Source organism: Rhizobacter sp. P1_G5, assembly GCF_056405435.1.
Map to the genome: position 1 here is coordinate 1 of NZ_JBFUCB010001226.1, position 507 is coordinate 507.

The following is a 507-nucleotide window of genomic DNA, read 5'->3' on the forward strand; positions in this document are numbered from 1 at the left end:
GGCCTGCTGCGAGACGCCGCCGCCGGTCAGCGTGAAGCCGGCATCGCGCAGCGCGGACGCCAGTTCCGGCAGCCCGCTCTCGATGAGTTGGCGGKTGCTGGCCATGTCGGCACCGAAATCGACCTGCGCCTGCGTGCCGTCGATCGCGATCTGCACCGAGATCGGGCCCATCTCGGCCGGGTTCAGGTGCAGTTCGGCCTGCTGCACGCCGTCGGCGGCCAGCACGCTGACCTGCACGCCCAGCGATTGCGTGAATTCCGGCGCATCCACCGGCGTCGGCAGCTGGACGACGGTCGGGGCCTCCGCCGGCGCGCTCGGTGCCGTGGCGGCCAGCCCGGCGGCCAGCAGTGCTCCGCTGGCCGGCGCGGCATCGGTGCGCGCGCTGTCCGACGCGCCATGCACCTGGGCCGCGACCTCGCGGAACGACGCGGTTTTCTCGGCCGCTTCGGCCAGCAGCCTCGCCGCCGGTGCATCGGCCCCGGCCCCGCCCGTTTGCGCGGCACGGTC

The 507-nt window shown here is 74.5% G+C and carries 1 protein-coding gene; it reads right to left on the reverse strand.

Translation table 11 applies throughout. The annotated features are described in order from the left end of the window. Positions 1-507: flagellar hook-length control protein FliK (locus AC1D12_RS35105; protein ID WP_477845646.1), on the reverse strand; the 507-nt coding region annotated here is incomplete at both ends.